Below are 15436 nucleotides of genomic sequence, written 5' to 3' on the forward strand. Positions count from 1 at the left end.
CTCACCTGCTGGCGGCTACGGAATCAAGCATTCCCCGACTCCGTAGCTCCCATTAGGCAGCGGGGATCTACCGACCGCGGCAGGGGCTCCCCGTCAGGGCACGCTCCACGAACGGAGCCATACGACGCGGTGGACGGTCGACGCGGAGTTCTCACAGTTCTATCGCGACACCATGCGCAAGCTGGTGGCGTTCTTGGTGAATCAGGGGGCCAACGTGGCGGACGCTGCCGATATCGCACAGGCCTCCATGATCAAGGCCTACCAGCGGTGGGGAGAGATCCAGCACCCAAAGCCATGGGTCTACACCGTCGCCGCCCGTGCCCTGGTCCGCAAGATCTCCGAAGTGCGGGAAGACCTGTTCGAAGAGGTTCCTGAGCCGACCTCCCTGTTTCCGCGCCCTGACGCAGTAGGCGAGTGGGAGTGCCAGCAGGAAGCGCTACGGGTCCTGGACGGGCTCCCGATCAGGCAACGGCAAGTGCTGGCCTGGACGTACAGCGGGTTCACCCCTTCCGAGATCGCCCAACAGATCGGCATGAACCCAGAGGCCGTACGGGCGAGTCTAAAAAAGGCCCGGCGGGCAGCAGCCGAAAAGGTGCGCCAGTGCGAGGAGGGACAGTGACCAATCACGAGACGGTGTACGACCCCGCTGCCGACGACTGGTTCGACCGGCGGCAGCAAGACCTCCTGGACAGCCTGGACTCAGTCCTCGATATCGAAGCCGGGCTGCGCGAAGTGCTGCTCCAGTCCCGCAACGACACGATGACCGACGGATTGGATTCGGTGCTTGATGTCGAGGCTGGACTGGCTGCCATCCTCCCGCGGAAAGCAGAGCCCGAGGCCCAGCCGGCTCAGGACGTCCAGGAGCTCACCTCCGTGGAGGCGCTGCTGGCGGCAGTAAGTCCACCCGTCCGGATCGCGTTGCGCAGGCATCCTGAGGTGCTGCGAGGAGCCGAAGCCAGGGAACGCATCCCTGAGCTGTATCGCCTCAAGCACGCCATGGTGGAGACAACACGGCGGCTACAAGACTCGGTAGTAGCTGGCCACATTTTCCTCGAGTTGGCCCTTGATACGTCGCTCCGGTTCAGCGGACTTGCCCGCAACCTTTACGAGCAGCTTGGCGCGGCTGGTGGGTTTCTGAACCCGAGGCTTGACGATGAGGCCCGCCGTAGTCTCGCCGAGGTTCTCGACTTCGCAGGAGATCTCGCTTCTGTGATCGACCGCGCCAGCATCCTGACTCGCGAGGTGGAGTACTTCAGCCGCGCCAGGGGGAGCCGTGGTCACCAGAGGCCAGGGCGCAATAACAGCCGCCAGCAGGTGCAGGGAGAGCTGCGACAGGCGCTTTCACAGGTACGGGACCACGCCGCCAGTCTGGACAGGCTCATGATGTCGGTCTTCTACACCATCGAGGGGTTCACTCTCGAATGCCTCGCGAAACTCCAGAGGATCCTTGCTCGAGAGGTCGGGCGCCGCGGGTTTCCCAGGCTCGCCCTGGACGATCTGCACCTGTTCCTGGACGACTTCACCACGGCAGACCTGCGCGATGCTGCATTGGCGGATGTCGACCTGACGGGTGTGCACTGGTCCGTGCACCAGACCCGGTGGCCAGAGGCCGTGGACGTCGAATGCCTCAAGGCCATCTCCACCGAAGTGGCACCTGGTAGCGGGATCTACGTCGTGCGGTCAGGCACCGCCACGATCCGCGAATTCGCCGAACTCGTCTGAACGCGGCGGCTGCAGGGAGAGCCCGGCCTGACCCACTGCCTGCGCCGCAGGCCTTTTGGTTCTCCTCACTGTTAGCTAAATGGGTTGCATTTCAGCTAGCGGAATGTGCCGGTAAGAACGCTGTCACCAGCCGCAAACGAGGGGTGTCACGACCGGCGACGTGCGGCGGGGTCGCGTTCGGCAGTACGGCGAAGCCAAGGCGCGGCGCACCGCGCTTGCCGGACACGAGCCCCTGCTCGCCCTTCAGCAGCGTCCAGGGGTCTCAGTAGCGCTGAGTGCTACCGGGACCCCTGGATTTGGCAGGCTCCCACCGGCGAGCCGAAAACATGGCCCGCGAACGAACTGGCACCACCTGGAGAGCTGAGCCTTCTCAACGAGGTGGGCCAGCAGGGATGGGAGCCCGTCGTAGCCGTGCCCGGCACCGGGATCAAGTACCTGCTGAAACGGCCGCGGACGGCTTGAGCGCGAGCTACCCGCTGAACCCGCGAGTACCTTCGGCACGGGCCGCTACCGGTCAGGAGCCGCTTTCCCGTTCTGAAACGGACGTTTTTGCTCTACTTCTCGAACGGGGCCAAGACCTTCGCCTCGAAAGCCGACGCTCTGCGCAAGGCAGGCCCCTAGCAGCCCGGCTCCGCTCCGGGCAACTCGGATGCACGGCAATGCCCATGGAACCCAGAATGCTTCTCCATGGAGACGGAACGACCGCGCCGCTTCGGTCCCGAGTTCGTGGCAGAGCAGCGAGAGCGCTACGGCCGGCGGCAGCCGGAGGGACGAATGTTGTCCTACGACCTGGCCGTGGACGACAAGTACGCTCCGTGGCGGACCTGGCTGGACGCGCAGCTCGCGCTCCTGCCCGACAAGGAAGCCGACGCGTTCGCGGCGAAGCTGTGGCGCGACCAGAATTTCTGGCCGGACATGATCGAACTCGCGGCCGGAGCCGCCCTGCGCGAGCGCGGCTTCAACATCGAGTACGAACAGCGCTGGGGCACTCTGACACCGGACTGGACCGTCACCGACCCGGCTGGGTCACCGATCGCGCTGGTCGAGGTACTGACCCACAGCCCGCCCAAGGAGACGTTCTCCCGGATGAAGGCCTGGCACGCGCTGGTGGAGCGTGTAAAAGACATCCCAGTTCCCCTCGTTCTGACTGTGGCCGGGCACCGTGACCGGCCACTTGAAGCTCCCGATGCCCAGACGGCAAAGAAGATCGCCCAAGACCTGCGGCGCTGGCTGATGTCCCCGCTGCACATGATCAGCTTCCCCAGCCACGGCTACACCTTCCTTGTGATGGCGGACCACCGCACCCGCCGCGCGATGCAGGCTCCGGGCATGGCCGCCTGCCTGGTGCCCCCGAGCCAAATGGCCCGCATCGTCTCCGCCCAGCCCCTGGTCGCCGGAATCGAGAAGAAGGTCAGCAAGTACCGGGAGCTCACCCAGGAGACAGGCCTGCCGCTGATCGTCGCAGCGGGAGCCCACAAGTTCACCGGCCTTGAGGTGCGACAGCTCGATGACCTGCTGCGCGGAGCCAACTCCATCCGCGTGCAGTTCGACTTCGGGGACTCCTTCATCCACGAGCCGATCGAGATGCAGCCCGACAGACCACCGAGGTGGACCATGCCGGACGACCTCGCCGGAGTGCTGTGGGTGGACAACACCTTCCCCTTCGTCGCCCAATGGCGCCCCAACCCCCACGCGCTGATCCCCGCGCCGGCCGCGTTCTCGCCCTCGACCTAAGCAGTCGCCACTGAGCAGCACAGAAGTCGGGCGGCGGGCCGTCTAGGACAGGAGAAAGCAACGTTTTCGCAGGATCGCGCATGCAGTCCGACCGGATCGTGTAGCGGCCGCGCAGGGGGTTGACGGGCTATGGCTGCATCCTGGTGCGGACACGATCAGGACCTCGTGGAGGCAGGATCGGTGGCATGCGAATTTTGGTGATCGGTGGAACCTGGTTCCTCGGTAAGGAGATCGTTGCCGGCGCACTCAGGCGCGGGTGGGCGGTGACGACGTTCAATCGGGGCCGTTCCGGTCCCGATTCCCCCGGCGTGGAGGCCATCCACGGCGACCGGACGTCCGCGGCAGACCTCGGGCGTCTTGCTGCCGCTGGCCCGTGGGATGCCGTGGTGGACACGTCCAGCGGGGAACTGCCGCCTCGTGACGTCCTGTTGGCCGCGCAGGCCCTGGCCGGTCAGGTCGGCCGCTGGGTGCACCTCTCCACCGTCTCCGTGTACGCCGACTGGCCCCACTACCGACTCACCGAGGCGTCCCCGCTGCTGGACTGCCCGCCGGACGCCGACGACGCGTTCGGCTACACCGGCGAGGACGGCTCGCCCACGAAGTACGGGTTCCAGAAGGCGGGCGGTGAGAGGGCGGTCACCGAAGCACTCGGCGAACGCGCGGTCTTCCTGCGCCCCGGGGTGATCCTCGGGCCCGGCGAATACGTCGGCCGCCTGCCCTGGTGGCTCACCCGGGCCGCTCGCGGCGGCCGGATCCTCGCCCCGGCTCCGGCGGATCAGCAAATTCAGCCGGTCGACGTCCGCGACGTGGCCGCGTTCGCCTTGGACCAGGCCGCCGCCGAAGGCGCCGGCGGAGCCTTCAACATCTCCCATCCCGAGGGCCTGACGTTCGCCGAGTTCGTGACGGCCTGCCTGACCGTGACGGGGGGAGCCGGGCGCCCGGTGTGGACGTCCCCGGAAGACCTCACCGCCCATGGCGTCAAGCAGTGGACGGAAATGCCCCTGTGGCGCACGCACGCCGGGGCGTGGGCCGTCGACTCCGCCCGGGCCGTGGGCGCCGGTCTGCGGTGTCGCCCGCTCGGTGAGACGATCGCCGACACGTGGGCGTGGCTCCAGGCCGACGGGCGCCCGGTGGCCCATCCGCGCTGGGACGTACACGGCATCGCCCCCGAGAAGGAGGCGAAGATCCTTGCCTCTCTCGGGGGCGAGTAACTGACTGTCCGGCAGGAGCGGTCAGCCTTCCAGGGCGGCGATGGGGCCGCCGGTTCCCAGCTGGTGCTGCGCGGACATCCGGGTGAAGTCCTCGATCCGCTCGCCGAGTTCCCCGGCGATCACAGCGCCCCGGAACCGCTCGGTGGTCAGTGCCCGCCGCACCCGCGCGGTACGGGCCAGCAGCCCGGTGGCGCGCTGATCACGCGGCACTGCCCACACCCGCTCCAGCGCGTCGGCCGCGCCGTCCAGGTCGCCGCGCAGCAGCCGGGCGGCTGCCAGATCCGCAGCCGCCCCGCCGATCACCCGGACCGACCGCTGCGCCGGCGGTCGCCTGGCCGCCAGCTCCAGCGCCCGCACGGCGCTGGTCTCCGCCTGGTCGCCGTCGCCGAGCAGGAGGCACGTCGAGGCGTTCGACATCGCCAGCCGCTCAGCGCTGAAGCCGAACTCCCCGGCCACCGTGTCGTGCAGGTCGTCGGTCAGGCCCTGGCCGTCGGCCTGCGAGACGTCGAGGGCCCGCTGCGTTGATACAGGATCTCCGAGGTAGCCGAACGCGCGGGCCTCGATCGCGGCCAGCCTGCACCGCGCCACATCCCCCACACCGGTGAACGTCTGGGCCCGGCGGGCCAGCCGCGCGGCCTCCGCGGGCTGGTTCGAGAAATAGGCGAGATAGGCGAGCGTTCCGCCGGCGAACGCGCGCAGGGGATCAAAGCGTGCGGTCTCCCCATACAGGGCCGCCGACCGGCACAGCCGTTTCGCGCCGTCCAGCGACCCGAGGTCGAAAGCGGCTGTGGCCAGCAGCGCGCACGCCTGCCCCGCCACGATCAGAAGGTCTTGAGCCTGGGCGGGGACCTGCGTCCGGCCGCGTGCTGCCTCGGCCTCCTCGCGCAGTTCCCGGGCCCGGTTGAACACATCGAACGGGGCCGTCGCGGTGTACGAGCGCGCCAGTGTGGCCACGTCGTCTCGGAGTTGGTCAAGGGTGGTGTCTGAGATGGAAGCGGCGGCGGCCTCGGCCGCTTCGTTCTGGGCGTCACGTGCAGTCATGGCAATTTCGTCTTCCAGGTTGAACGCGGGTTCGGGTGCCACCGAGGGAGGCAGGTCGAAGAGCGCCGCCGCAGGGACCCCGAACATGTGCTCCAGCACGGCGCACGCCTCCGGGCTCGGAAGGGTCTCGACCTTCCCGGCCGTCCAGCGGCGGAACTGCGCCTCGGACACGGTCAGATTCCGCACCCCCTCATCGAGCACCCGGGCAGCGGCGCAGCGGAACTCGCGCTCAAAGTCCCGGTACCGCCAGCGGCGTTGATCAACCAAGACCTTGAGCAGCGTGCGAGCCGTCTTGCTCATGCCGCCCCCTCATCTGTCGTGGTCTGCCGGGCGCGCCTTCGCGCCGGTACTTCCCTCACTGGAAGGGGACCCGCCAACAGGGCGGCAGCGCAACACCCCCAGCGCACATGACACGTTGACGCTATGCGCACGACACTGCGTACCCCTGAAAGAGCGTCAGATGACACCTGCGGCGGCATGGCGGAGACACCCGGATCGGGCGGAATCTATGCGTCGTCGCTCGACGCTCCGTAATCCGCAGATCACCGGAGCGCGACGGCACCTCCACTTCCCGCGAGCAGAGGCCGCGATGACCAGACAGACACCCCCGGAGCAGGCGAGCACCACCAGGACCATGGCGCCGGTCGCACCGCGCCCCCGGCCGGTAGGCGGCCGGTACCGCGAGCTTGGGGGGACCCGGTGACGATGGCGGAGACCCGCGCCCGCACGACGGGACACCCCGGCTACTCCGAGACTCATCCGTGTGCGCCGGGGACCGCCGAGATAGCGCGTCGGCTGGCCCGCACCGCGTGCGCGACCTGGGGAGTGGAGGAAGCCGCCGAACCGGCCGCCCTGATCCTGTCCGAGCTCGTGACGAACGCCGTCCGGCACACCCGCAGTCGCCTTATCCGCGTGATCGTGGAACGCCCGGCGGACGGCTGGCTGTACCTGGCCGTCGTCGACCAGGCGCCGCTACTGGTCCCGGTCCGGCGCATCCCGAAGCCGGGTGCGCTCGGGGGGCGCGGCCTGGTCCTCGTCGAAGCGTTCGCCGAGCGGTGGGGGTATGACCGGATGGGCTCGGGGCTGCGGCCGTGGGGGAAACGCGTCTGGGCGCGCATCGACACCACCAGGGAGACCACCCCATGACCGCCCGCGGCCCGTTACCCGCCGACCCCCGGCCCACGCGTGACCCGGCCACGCCCGATCTGCACTCGCAGTGGAGGCACGCCCAACTCGATGCGGTACTCGACCGGCTGGCCGTGGCCCTTCAGCAGGTCACCGACTCTCTGCGGCCGGGCACGGTGAGGGAGGACCGGTGAGAGGCGGCGCCCACGCCAAGCCGCAACGGGAGGCGGGGCTGGGCCCTCTGCTGGTCTTGGCGGTGCTCGGCGCGCTGCCCCCGGCCCTGATCCTGGCCCCCCGCGCGGTCAGCGCCGCGCCCTGGGTACCGGTGGGTGTCGCCCGACCTGAGATCGCGCCGGCCGAAACCGAGGCGGCTGCCGGCTCTGCACGCCCGGCCGAGCAGACCACCCCGTGAACCCCCGGCGGCGGGGCCCCGTGAAGCCTGCGTGTCGCCGGTCGGCTCCGTCCCGCCCCCAGGGTGCCGCACCCACCCACGCCCGGCCCCGGGGACAGGACGGCCCACGACTCCCGCGCGGCGATGTTCTGGCAGGACCGTCTACGCGGGACGGGGTGGCATCCCCCACCCCCGAGGGATGCCACCCCACCTCAAGCCCCGGCAGGGCTCCCACCCGCTCAGGCAGGAAGGAGGCAGCGCATGGAGTGCGACCCGGTACCCGACGACTCCGACGACGGCGTGTTCTGCACCGTGGCGACCACCCGAAGGAGGCGACTCGCATGCACGACGTGATCGTTTCACCGATGCTCGGCGGCTACCTCGCAGTCAAGCCGGGCCAGTTGAGCGGCTTCCGGCTCCCCGAAGCCCGCTACAAGGAACTGCGGGCACTGGCACTGACCCAGGCCGGCGAGAGCGCCCCGCAGTGGTTCGCCGACCTGGCCCGAACAACGTGGGATATCGACATCGACCTCGACAAGCCGTTCAAGGAAGCCGTCCTTGTACGCGCCCCGTCCGAGTACGGCTATGCCCGAGCATCCTGGGAGATCAACCTGGGCTGCAACTGGGAGTGCAAACACTGCTACCTCGGCGACAAGGCATTCAGCGGCCTGCCCTGGGAGCAAAAGATGCAGCTCCTGCGCACCATGCGAGACGCCGGCGTCCTCTATCTCCAGATCACGGGGGGTGAGGCCACCATCGACAAGCACTTCGAGGACGCCTACCGCTACGCGTTCGCCCTCGGCATGGTCCTCACCATCAGTACCAACGGATCCCGCCTGTGGATGCCGTCCCTGCTGGACCTGTTCGCGATGCGGCCCCCGCACCGGATCGTGGTGAGCGTCTACGGCGCCACCGAGGAGAGCTGGGACTCTCTCACTCAGCGCAAAGGCGCCTGGAGGGCGTTCCAGCGGGGCATGGCCGCAGCGAGGGAAGCGGGGCTGCCGCTACGGCTGAACATCGTGGTGACCAAGGACTCTGCCCACGAGGTCGACGCGATGATCGCCATGGCGGAGGCGTGGGGTGTAGAGCACTACATCTACCCCAACATGACGCCGACGATCTACGGCACCGCCGAACCCCTCCTCGCCCAGTCCCCCCAGCACATCAAAGCCCGCAAGCCCTACACCGGCTGCAACGCAGGCATCACACACTTCCACTCCGACCCGCACGGCCTGGCCAGCATCTGCAAGGTCGGCCGCGACGAACAGATCAACCTCATCACGGAAGGAGCCGAGGGCCTGCGCCGCCTGGCCTCCGTCTCCGACCGCCTCATGCTTCGCACCGGGGGCTGCTCTGGCTGCAAGATCTCCGGCACCTGCCGCGTGTGCAGGCCGATGGCCAAGCAGTACCAGGAAGCGAAGGCACCACTGCACCTGTACTGCCAACACGGAGACACGAAGGAGGCACACAGCGCATGACCGCCATCATGGTCGAACTGACCACCCGCCCGCCGAGTAGCCCGACGGGCCGCCCCGAGAGCACCACAGTGCTCGCGACGAACGAGATCATCCCCGTCGCCAACGTCGATGACCTCTTCGAGGGCAACGACTGCTCCTGCACCGGCAGCGACGACAACCCCCACTGACCTAATCCGATCGGGTCGTGAACGCGCAGGCCCCGGCCATCTTCGGCCGGGGCCTGCGCCCCGTGCGGCAAGTGAGTAGCGTGCGGTCATGCGCTTTCACTGGGACTGGATGAAGCCCGTGATGCCCGTGCCGTACGTACCGACCCTCGGCCCCGTCCACCCCGCATGCCACCCGGCCGACCTCTTCGAGGCCGCCGCCGACATCGCGGGTACCGGCCGGTTCCTCCCGTACGACAAAGGCCGCCGCTGGTCGACGTCCAAGGCCGAACGCATCCTTACCGGCGACATCCAGCACACCCCGCACCAGACCTTCATCCCCACCCTCACCGAGACCGGCACGGGCACGGGCACGGTAAAGGTCCACGTGTACGGAACGCAGCCCGACAGCCTCAGCGCCGGCGCAGACCTGGCCCGCAAGCTGACCACCACGCACGGCACCGCCAACGCCCGCATCGTGTGGTTCCTCGGCCCCGAACAGCCCGAGCAGTACGCCGCTGGTGTGGGCACACGAGTCCAGCTCAAGGACTTCACCACCACCCCCTCCTCGGAGCCACGCCCCCATGCCGTCGTACGGCCGTACGACGACCAGCCGGACACCGTGAAAGCGTCGTTCGCTGACTTCGCCGAGAACATGAAGGCCGACGGGTTCGCCTTCCTCCACGAACAGATGCAAGCCGGGGCCGTTGGACCGGTCCTCACCATCGCCCACGACGGCCAGGTGGCCGGAGCCATCGGCCCCATGGAGACCATCACCGACCCCACCGGCGCCACCCAGCTCCTCCCCCAGTACTTCGGCGTCACCCCCGAACACCGCGGCCACGGCTACGGCCGCGCCTTGTGGCGCGCAGCCATGAACTGGGGCCGCGAACACGGCGCGGCCTACCAGATCCTTCAGACCGAAGTCGGCGGAGCCTCCGACCGGCTGTGCCAGGCAGAGGGTCTTACCTCACTCGGCTTCGTCTGCTCCAGGGCGGCCTAATGCCGGCCGTGCGCCTTGCTGGAATCCCCGCCGAAGTCCTCGCCCCTCAGTCGTCCTGGATGTGGTCGAACCCGTGCAACATCGGGTCGAGTTCGCCGGCGGCGGAGCAGAGTGTGCACAGCCGGGTTCCCGGCTTTTCGGCTGTGTCCAGCGCCGTGTTGAGGGAGAGCGTCGGCACACCCCGGGGCGCCTCGCCGCAGTCGGGCGCGTGCAGGACGCCGCGGGCCGGTCCCGCGCCGGGCAGGCGCTCAAGGACCCAGCCGCGGGGGCGCTGGGGATCGCTGACCGGCAGGGGCGGCGCCGAGGGCGGCAACCTCTTGGTCGGCACGTGATCGTACGAGACACCCTTCACCGGCTGCACGTGGGCGGGCGCCTCCACCCAGGACCGGTAGATGACGGGCTCGACCTGCCCCTCCTCATTGGCGCTCCAGAGCTGCACAGCAATGAGGTACAGCCAGGCGTCCGGGAGCACTTGATGGCGGGCGTGCAGGGTGCCGGTCTGCCGCTGGCCGTCGGGCCAGATCACGGTGACGGGCGGCGGCTCGAAAGGGTCCTGTTCAGTCATGGGCACCACCCGGCACGGGCGGCCGCGCCCCGGGTCGGGGCGGGGGCTAGCGCGCCGTCGGCTTCTTTCCGGCCGCTGCCTCGACCCGGGCCAGGCATGAGGGGCACAGGGGATTTCCGCCGGGCCCGTAGCGCTGGATGAGCGCAGAGCAGATCGCGCAGTGTCCGCGCTGGTCGCTGGGGATGTCCCGGGCGGCGGTGGAGGGTCTTGCCGGTGTTTCAGGTGTGGTCATGCCGCATGTCTCTTCTCGTGTTGTTCGGCGGCGCGGGCCTGGCGGCGCAGCTCGGTGCGGTCCGCTGATGAGCGCCCGGCCGCGGCGCTCCAGTAGGGATGGCGGGCGATGCGCGAGGACAGCAGCTGCAGGCGGCGGCGCAGCACGGTCCGGAACGGCTCGGCGGCGAGCGCGTCGTAGGTGCGGGTCCACTCGCGCTGGGCCTGTACGAGGTCGGGAGGGAAGTTTCGCGCCATGACTTGATAGAGCACGTGTTCGAATTCTGGTGCACGTCCAGACACGCCCTGCCGGGCACCACGACCGGGTGGGCGGCAGCCTGGAGGGGTGGAGTATCCGGTTGCGGTCGCGCTCGCCCAGCCGGTTCCGGTCCTCCCGGCCGGGGCGGGCTGGTGGTACGAGCCGAAGATGGACGGGCACCGGTGCGTGCTGTGGCGGGACGCGGACACGGTACGACCGCACGCCCGCTCCGGGCGGACCGTCACCTCCGCCTGGTTCGACATCGCGCTCGCCGGGATGAGCCTGCCGGCGGGCACCGTCCTGGACGGCGAGGCGGTGATCTGGAACGAGGGCCGCCTCGACTTCTCGGCCGTCCAGGCCCGGGCGGCCTCGACCGTGACCCGCGCCCGGGTCCTGGGAGCGCAACTGCCCGCCTCCTACGCTGTGTGGGACCTGCTCGCCCATCCCGACCTCGGCGACATCCGCGCCCGGCCCTACCTGGAACGGCGCCGCCTCCTGCTCCAGGTCCTGGAGCACATCGGGCCGCCCATCCAGGCGGTCCCCGCCACCGACGACATCGAGGTGGCCCGCGCCTGGTACGAGCACCTCCAGGCCCAGGGGGTGGAGGGCGTCGTCGCCAAGCGCGCCACCGCGCCCTACCGGGCGGGACGGATCTGGGTGAAGATCCGGCACGCGGACACGATCGACGCCGAAGTCGTCGGATACACCGGCCCTTCGTCCCGTCCCCGGGCGCTGGCCGTCCGCCTGCCCGACGGCCGCCGGGCGCTGACGCAGCGGCTGACCGCTCCGCTGGCCGGTGCCGCCGCGGCCCGCCTGGCCGCCGCCGGGTCCGGCGGCCGGGCCCGGACCGACGGCGGCGACACCTACACCTCAGCCACCACAGACCTCACGGTCGAGGTCCTGGCCGGCACCACCCGGCACGCGGTCGTGACCGTCACCCGTGTGCCGTGAACGGATCCGTGCGAGCCGGGTTTCTGAGCATCTTGGCCACGGTCCACTCCTACGAGCCCTTTCGACAGGAGCCGAACTTGCCGCCGGTGTGCATCATGGCCAGGACGGAGCTCGGTGCGGGCGTAGACCAACAGTTCTGGCTTGGCCCGCGCGGCCTGGACGCTATTTGCCCATCAGCTGGTGGAGCAGCGTGACCACGACGACGCCGATCCCGATCGCCACACCCAGTTCCGGGTCGCGTACGGCGACCACGACGGTGAGCGCACCGACCAGCAGCAGAACCACCGTGCGCACGCTGATCTGGTCGTCGTTCATCCCTCCTCCCGTCGCACGGCCCGGTACACCCAAAGCAGGCGGCCCGGCCGGGGGAGAGAGAAGGAAGACGCGAGGAGCCTGGTGGGGCGCGGGTTGCTTGCGCGCTCGGTCGACGCCACCGTGCAGCGCCCCTTAGGCTCGGCTATGGACCTGATGGTTCTTCTCCTGGTCGTACCCGCCGCACCGAGCGCCGCCAGCGGACCGCCCGCGAGGAAGGCCACTCCGGCCACCACCCCGGCGGCGATCAGGATGACCGCCCACCTCAGCGGAAGCCGCTCCGGAGCAGGCGCAGAGTTTCCAGAAGTCGTACGTCTTTGTATGTTGGTCAACGAAATCTTCCGATCGAAGATCCTGTGAAGCGGCCCCGGATGCCCCCGGGGCCGTTCGCGTTTCCCGCGAACGGCGATGCCGCTGAGCCCTCGTCCTGAGTGGCCTACTCATAATTTTCAGGCCGCCCGGAGAGGGGCCACCAAAAAACGATCAAGGTTTTGACCCGCACTGAGGATCTATAACTCTCTATAGGTACGCTCTTATGTGCGGGTCAAAACGCTGGGATCAAAACCTTGATCGGAGGGGCTGTGCCGGGGGAACTCGATGCCGTTGCACGCCGGGTGCGCCGTCTGGAGGAACTGAGGAAGGGCCGCTATGTCGAGCGCGCGAACAATGCCCTTCACCGGGTATGGGAGGCCGGACACCGGCCTACGACGATCAGGCTGCGCAGGGATCTGCTGAGCTCCGGTCCGCAGGACCCGGCCCCTGCGCTCACGCAGCTCCTCCGCCCCCGGGGCGTGGCTCTACGGTTCTACCTGCTCGCCGTGTTCGAGGCGCAATGCCGTCTTACGGCCGGTGAGAAGTGGACGGCCGACGGAAGCCCGCCGCTCAAGGGACCCCACCGCTCGTGGGCCGACTTCGTCGCCGTCGATGGCGCCTTCGACCAGCCCGGCAACGCCTACATGCCCGCCACCCGCGTGGACCGGGACATCCAGACCCTGCGCGTCCAGCAGATCCACGGAGCACTGCGGACCCTGGAGGCCCTCGGCCCGGACGACCAGCGGTCCCTTGTCGAGGTCCCCAAGACGAAAAGCAGCAGCCGGAGCTACGCGGCGTTCTCACTCATGCAGGAGGGAGGACGAGGCGACACACAGACGCCCAACCTCTACACCGTCCCGCGGGCACGCTGGAACACGACCTTTACCGTGCCCGCCACCTTCTTCCTCCGTGGCTGGATCCAGGTTCTGCAGCCGTCGGAGGTGGCCACCTGGCTGATCTTGCAATGGCTGGCGCAGACGATGCCGAACAAGCACACCGAATCCGGTGTGTACCTATACGCGAACACGCGCAACGACTACTTCCGGCTCCGCCGGGACTCGTACGAAGACGCCTGCAACCGGCTCCTTGAGTTTGGGCTGGTCCAGTACGCCAGGCCGGGCACGACCGTCGCCGCTGACGCTGAGTCGCCCTCCGAGCCCCAATCCTCATCGGGGCTGAATGCGGCGCTGGCCGCCGCTTTCCTCGCCCCCAGGACCCACGGCGACAGCTATGAGCCCGATCGCTACCAGGTGACCGACGAGGGTCTCGCCCAGGATGCCAGCGAGAAGTGTTTCAAGGAGTCCCTCCTCCGGCAGAAGTCGCTAGAGCGGCGCCGGGAGCTGAGCACCAAGGCCTCCGGAGCCACAGGATGATCCGAGCCGCTCAGTGATGCGGCCCTGGGGGGCGTTCTGTCTAGACGTACCGACCGGAGTCACGGCCACCGGCGGACGCGAACAGTCGTCAGGTGAGGCCGGCGGCGGCGTTGTCGTTCCAGCCGTCGTCGCGCTGCATGTAGCCGAGCATGGAGCGGGAGTGGCGGGCCCAGCCGCCCTGGTCGGCGATGGCGATGCCGTCCCTGCCCTGTTTGCGACCCTCGGAGGCCAGCCCGATGCGCAGGGAGTGGCCGGTCCAGTGGATGGGCACCCCGGCCCGCTGGGAGATCCGCTTGATCGCGCGGGTGACGCTGTCGGGGACCATGCCGCCGGTGATGTGCCCGTGCCGGTCAATGCCGACGAACGCGGGGGTGGACGGGTCGGCCCACGCCTCGCCGTGCTCGGCGACCAGCCGGGTGCGGTAGGCGGTGTATGCGCGCACCGGGCACAGCTCGGGGTCCTGGGCGTAGGGGATCTTCGCGTTGCGCACCGAGTGCTTGGTCTTGCCGGTGAGCACGGCGACGACCAGGCCGCGCGGGTGCAGGGTGACATCGCCGCTCTGCAGTCCGGCCGGGTCCTGGGAGCGGCTGGCGTAGTTGAAGCCGGTGAGCACCAGGGCCTTGTCCCGGTCGCCGGCCAGGGTGTCGGGGCAGGAGCGGACGATGGCGCGCAGCCCGTCGACGTCGGCGCCGACCGCCTGCCCGCGGCCGCGCCGCTCGCCGGCCTGCAGGAGCTTGACGGCCAGGCCCTCCAGCGCGGCGCGCGCTTCGGCCTGGTCGTCACCGGAGACCTGCACACCGCGCTCGCGCAGCCCGACGACGGTGGCCGCCAGGTGGGTGGAGGCCGAACTGGGCGCGTAGCCGCGCCCGGTGTGCTGGCCCTCGCGCAGCATCCAGGCCACGAACGCCACCAAGGCGCCCCGGCTGGACTCGCGTTCGGGCAGGCCGGCGGCGGCGCAGAACCGTTCCCACACCCGCCATGACTTCTTGTACGTGTCGACGGTGTTGTCCGGGGTGATCTCCTGGGCGACCGCATCGGCCAGGTCCTCGGCCTCGGCCAGGCGGCGGGCGGCGTCGATGCCGTGCCGCTCGGCCCACCGCTCGATCAGCGCCTGCCGCTCGGCGGCCGCGGGTATGAACGCGCCGTCAGGACCGGCGAGGTCGGCGGCGGTCACAGACAGCTCCGGCGGTATGCCGCTGCCCGGGCGGCGTCCGCGGCGTCGGCGTGGATCAGGTGGCACCAGCGGGTGGTGTCGTAGCCCGCGGCCGCGCCGTACTCCCACGGCCTCACGAGCCAGACGAGTTCGTTCCATTGGCGGCGCCGGGCCAGCAGGAGCTCGGGGGAGTCGCCGGTGAAGGTGTCGCGCACCCGGTCGGCCTGAGTGGACACCACGAGGCTGAGCGACATGGCGGTCCGCCACTCGTCGCTGAGGTAGTCGTTGCGGTCCCGGACTTCATCCAGCCGAGCTTTGAGGTAGGCGGCCAGGGCGTCAACGTCGGCCTCGGTGAGAGCGGCGGCGTGGGCCAGCTCGGCGGGGCGGGACGGCGGGCGGGTGGTGATGCCGGTCACAGAGGGGTCCGTTTCGCCTCGGGAGCCGGTTGTGGAA

18 protein-coding genes and 1 pseudogene are annotated in these 15436 nt (G+C 69.4%); 12 read left to right on the top strand and 7 right to left on the bottom strand.

Annotated features, from left to right (window positions below):
• Nucleotides 1-160 precede the first annotated feature (160 nt).
• The 4 genes and pseudogenes from IE206_RS37330 to IE206_RS37345 all read left to right on the top strand — a co-directional run.
• Nucleotides 161-619, top strand: a pseudogene (locus IE206_RS37330) (RNA polymerase sigma factor); the annotation flags it as partial.
• A complete protein-coding gene (locus IE206_RS37335; RefSeq protein ID WP_189970332.1) occupies nucleotides 616-1722 on the top strand; it encodes a hypothetical protein in 1107 nt (368 codons plus the stop codon). The pseudogene IE206_RS37330 and the gene IE206_RS37335, both read left to right, overlap by 4 nt.
• Nucleotides 1723-2409: 687 nt before the next feature.
• A complete protein-coding gene (locus IE206_RS37340; protein ID WP_189970335.1) occupies nucleotides 2410-3456 on the top strand; it encodes a hypothetical protein in 1047 nt (348 codons plus the stop codon).
• A gap of 185 nt (nucleotides 3457-3641) precedes the next feature.
• Nucleotides 3642-4667 carry an NAD-dependent epimerase/dehydratase family protein gene (locus IE206_RS37345; protein WP_189970337.1) on the top strand — a complete coding sequence of 342 codons (1026 nt, stop codon included), beginning with the start codon at nucleotides 3642-3644 and terminating at the stop codon, nucleotides 4665-4667.
• Between the two features lie 21 nt (nucleotides 4668-4688).
• Here the strand turns inward: IE206_RS37345 and IE206_RS37350 are convergent, their stop codons facing one another.
• Complete coding sequence (locus IE206_RS37350) at nucleotides 4689-6008, bottom strand: NsdA family TPR-like regulatory protein (RefSeq protein ID WP_189970339.1); 1320 nt, start codon at nucleotides 6006-6008, stop codon at nucleotides 4689-4691.
• 405 nt (nucleotides 6009-6413) lie between these two features.
• Here IE206_RS37350 and IE206_RS37355 point away from each other — a divergent pair, with 405 nt between their 5' ends.
• The 6 genes from IE206_RS37355 (at nucleotide 6414) to IE206_RS37380 (ending at nucleotide 9848) form a co-directional block, all read left to right on the top strand.
• Nucleotides 6414-6854: an ATP-binding protein gene (locus IE206_RS37355; RefSeq protein WP_189970341.1), complete on the top strand. Its 441-nt coding sequence runs from the start codon at nucleotides 6414-6416 to the stop codon at nucleotides 6852-6854.
• Nucleotides 6851-7027, top strand: a complete 177-nt coding sequence (locus tag IE206_RS37360; RefSeq protein WP_189970343.1) for a hypothetical protein — start codon at nucleotides 6851-6853, stop codon at nucleotides 7025-7027. The genes IE206_RS37355 and IE206_RS37360 overlap by 4 nt, the downstream gene beginning before the upstream one ends.
• Nucleotides 7024-7245 carry a hypothetical protein gene (locus IE206_RS37365; protein WP_189970345.1) on the top strand — a complete coding sequence of 74 codons (222 nt, stop codon included), beginning with the start codon at nucleotides 7024-7026 and terminating at the stop codon, nucleotides 7243-7245. The genes IE206_RS37360 and IE206_RS37365 overlap by 4 nt, the downstream gene beginning before the upstream one ends.
• A gap of 320 nt (nucleotides 7246-7565) precedes the next feature.
• Nucleotides 7566-8702, top strand: a complete 1137-nt coding sequence (locus IE206_RS37370; protein ID WP_189970347.1) for a radical SAM protein — start codon at nucleotides 7566-7568, stop codon at nucleotides 8700-8702.
• The gene (locus IE206_RS37375) at nucleotides 8699-8869 is read left to right on the top strand and encodes a hypothetical protein (protein ID WP_189970349.1); all 171 of its coding nucleotides are present in this window, start codon (nucleotides 8699-8701) and stop codon (nucleotides 8867-8869) included. Before IE206_RS37370 ends, IE206_RS37375 begins: the two co-directional genes overlap by 4 nt.
• 88 nt (nucleotides 8870-8957) lie before the next feature.
• Nucleotides 8958-9848: a GNAT family N-acetyltransferase gene (locus IE206_RS37380; protein ID WP_189970351.1), complete on the top strand. Its 891-nt coding sequence runs from the start codon at nucleotides 8958-8960 to the stop codon at nucleotides 9846-9848.
• A gap of 46 nt (nucleotides 9849-9894) precedes the next feature.
• Here IE206_RS37380 and IE206_RS37385 read toward each other — a convergent pair whose 3' ends face one another.
• Genes IE206_RS37385 through IE206_RS37395 form a run of 3 tightly spaced genes read right to left on the bottom strand, consistent with a single transcriptional unit; the run spans nucleotide 9895 to nucleotide 10881 of the window.
• Entirely contained in the window at nucleotides 9895-10413 is a 519-nt protein-coding gene (locus tag IE206_RS37385; protein WP_189970353.1) for a DUF6233 domain-containing protein, read from the bottom strand.
• A gap of 46 nt (nucleotides 10414-10459) precedes the next feature.
• A complete protein-coding gene (locus IE206_RS37390) occupies nucleotides 10460-10645 on the bottom strand; it encodes a hypothetical protein (protein WP_189970355.1) in 186 nt (61 codons plus the stop codon).
• Nucleotides 10642-10881: a DUF8825 domain-containing protein gene (locus tag IE206_RS37395; RefSeq protein ID WP_189970357.1), complete on the bottom strand. Its 240-nt coding sequence runs from the start codon at nucleotides 10879-10881 to the stop codon at nucleotides 10642-10644. The genes IE206_RS37390 and IE206_RS37395 overlap by 4 nt, the downstream gene beginning before the upstream one ends.
• 88 nt (nucleotides 10882-10969) lie before the next feature.
• On the opposite strand from IE206_RS37395, the gene IE206_RS37400 reads away from it, so the two are divergent.
• Complete coding sequence (locus tag IE206_RS37400) at nucleotides 10970-11833, top strand: ATP-dependent DNA ligase (protein WP_189970359.1); 864 nt, start codon at nucleotides 10970-10972, stop codon at nucleotides 11831-11833.
• 162 nt (nucleotides 11834-11995) lie between these two features.
• Here the strand turns inward: IE206_RS37400 and IE206_RS37405 are convergent, their stop codons facing one another.
• On the bottom strand, nucleotides 11996-12148 hold the full coding sequence (locus IE206_RS37405) for a hypothetical protein (RefSeq protein ID WP_189970361.1): 153 nt from the start codon (nucleotides 12146-12148) through the stop codon (nucleotides 11996-11998).
• 563 nt (nucleotides 12149-12711) lie between these two features.
• Here IE206_RS37405 and IE206_RS37410 point away from each other — a divergent pair.
• The gene (locus IE206_RS37410) at nucleotides 12712-13830 is read left to right on the top strand and encodes a hypothetical protein (RefSeq protein WP_189970362.1); all 1119 of its coding nucleotides are present in this window, start codon (nucleotides 12712-12714) and stop codon (nucleotides 13828-13830) included.
• An 88-nt stretch (nucleotides 13831-13918) separates the two neighbouring features.
• Here IE206_RS37410 and IE206_RS37415 read toward each other — a convergent pair whose 3' ends face one another.
• Entirely contained in the window at nucleotides 13919-15004 is a 1086-nt protein-coding gene (locus tag IE206_RS37415; RefSeq protein WP_226598854.1) for a site-specific integrase, read from the bottom strand.
• Nucleotides 15001-15399 (bottom strand): hypothetical protein, encoded by a 399-nt coding sequence (locus tag IE206_RS37420; RefSeq protein WP_189970364.1) that lies wholly within the window; start codon nucleotides 15397-15399, stop codon nucleotides 15001-15003. Before IE206_RS37420 ends, IE206_RS37415 begins: the two co-directional genes overlap by 4 nt.
• Between the last annotated feature and the right edge of the window lie 37 nt (nucleotides 15400-15436).

Origin of the sequence: Streptomyces violascens (assembly GCF_014649955.1) — a bacterium.
Classification (GTDB): Bacteria; Actinomycetota; Actinomycetes; order Streptomycetales; family Streptomycetaceae; genus Streptomyces; species Streptomyces violascens.